This is a genomic window from Halorhodospira neutriphila, assembly GCF_016584055.1.
In the GTDB taxonomy this organism is placed as follows: Bacteria; Pseudomonadota; Gammaproteobacteria; order Nitrococcales; family Halorhodospiraceae; genus Halorhodospira; species Halorhodospira neutriphila.
In genome coordinates this window covers 1-1,896 of the sequence record NZ_NRSH01000219.1, presented here as the reverse complement: position 1 = coordinate 1,896, position 1,896 = coordinate 1, and the positions used below count along the sequence as shown (strand labels likewise).

General features: G+C 71.5%; 2 protein-coding genes. Both read right to left on the bottom strand.

Going from position 1 to position 1,896, the window contains the following annotated elements; genetic code table 11:
- Positions 1–21: 21 nt before the first annotated feature.
- On the bottom strand, positions 22–1,446 hold the full coding sequence (lpdA, locus tag CKO13_RS11925) for a dihydrolipoyl dehydrogenase (protein ID WP_200261315.1): 1,425 nt from the start codon (positions 1,444–1,446) through the stop codon (positions 22–24).
- Positions 1,447–1,448: 2 nt separating this feature from the next.
- The coding region (locus CKO13_RS11920) for a 2-oxo acid dehydrogenase subunit E2 (RefSeq protein WP_200261313.1) at positions 1,449–1,896 on the bottom strand (448 nt) is incomplete at its 5' end.

Sequence of the window (1,896 nt, the reverse complement as noted above, 5' to 3'; positions counted from 1 at the left end):
CGCGCCTGCCCGGGCGGGGGCTCAGTTCGCCTTGTGGATGGCCCGCTTGCCCACGGCCAGCGCCGCCTCGTGGACGGCCTCGGAGAGGGTCGGGTGGGCGTGGATGGTCCGCGCCAGGTCCTCGGCGGCGCCGGCGAACTCCATGGTCACCACCGCCTCGGCGATGAGCTCCGAGGCCTGGGGGCCGATGATGTGCGCCCCGAGCAGCCGGTCCGTCTCGGCGTGGGCGATGAGCTTGACCAGCCCCGTCGGCCGGTCCATGGCGCGGGCCCGGCCGTTGGCGGCGAAGTTGAAGGTGCCGGTGGTGTACGGCACGCCGGCGGCCTTGAGCTGCGCCTCGGTGCGGCCGACCCAGGCGATCTCGGGCTCGGTGTAGATCACCCACGGGATGGTCTCGTAGCTGACCGCGCCCGCCTTGCCGGCGAGCCGCTCGGCGACCATCACGCCCTCCTCCTGGCCCTTGTGGGCGAGCATCGGGCCGCGGACCACGTCGCCGACGGCGTAGACGCCGGGGAGGTTCGTCCGGCACTGCTCGTCGACGTTGATGAAGCCGCGCTCGTCGAGGAGCAGGTCGAGCTCGTCGGAGAAGAGGTCGTCGGTGTTCGGCCGGCGGCCGACGCAGACGATGAGCCGGTCCACCGCCAGCTCCTGCTGCCCCTTCGGGTCCTCGTAGGCGACGGTCACGCCGTCGCCCCCCACCTGCGTGCCGGTCACCCGGCAGCCGAGGCGGATGTCGAGCCCCTGGCCCTTGAACGCCTTCTGCGCCGTGCGCACGATCTGCCGGTCCACCGGGGCGAGGAGCTCGTCCTGGGCCTCGAGGAGCACGACCTCGGAGCCGAGCCGGCTCCAGACGGAGGCCATCTCCAGGCCGATGACCCCGGCGCCGATGATGCCGAGCCGCGGCGGCACCTCGGTGAACTCCAGGGCGCCGCTGGAGTTGACGATGCGCTCGTGGTCGAGCGGCGCCGCGCCGATCTCGACGCTGCGCGAGCCGCTGGCGAGGATCACGGCGTCGGCGCTGTAGCGCTCCTCGGCCCCGTCGCCGCCGGTGACCTGCACGGTGTCCCGGCCGACGAGCTTGCCGTGGCCGTGGAGCCAGTCGATCTTGTTCGCCTTGAACAGCTGGCGCACGCCGCCGGTGAGCTCCTTCACCACCCGGTCCTTGCGCTCGATCATCGTCGGGACGTCGAGCGCCACCCCCTGCGCGGTGATGCCGTGGCCGGCGAGCTCACCGGTGACCCGGTGGTACTGCTCGGAGGAGTCGAGCAGCGCCTTGGAGGGGATGCAGCCGACGTTCAGGCACGTCCCGCCGAGGGCGGGCTCGCCGTCCTTGTAGACGAACTCGTCGACCACGGCGGTGCGCATGCCGAGCTGGGCGCAGCGGATGGCGGCGGAGTAGCCGGCGGGCCCGGCGCCGATGATGATCACGTCGTAGGCGTTGGACATCTTCAAACCTCAAGCAGCAGTCGGGCGGGGTCCTCGATGCACTCCTTGATCGTCACCAGGAACTGCACCGCCTCGCGGCCGTCGACGATGCGGTGATCGTAGGACAGGGCGAGGTACATCATCGGCCGGACGACCACCTCGCCGTCCCGGGCCACGGGCCGCTCCTGGATCTTGTGCATGCCGAGGATGCCGCTCTGCGGCGGGTTGAGGATGGGTGTCGAGCACAGCGAGCCGAAGATCCCGCCGTTGGTGATGGTGAAGGTCCCCCCGGTCAGCTCCTCCATGCTGAGCTTGCCCTCCTGGGCCCGCTCGCCGAACTCGCCGATCTGGCGCTCGATCTCGGCGAAGGAGAGGCGGTCGGCGTCGCGCAGCACGGGGACGACCAGCCCGCGCGGGGAGGAGACGGCGATGCCGACGTCGTAGTAGCCGTGGTAGAGGATGTCGGTGCCG

What these genes read in the sequence shown, in the direction of transcription:
- lpdA (WP_200261315.1), bottom strand. Translation starts at nt 1,446, where the DNA reads ATGTCCAACGCCTACGACGTGATCATCATCGGCGCCGGGCCCGCCGGC.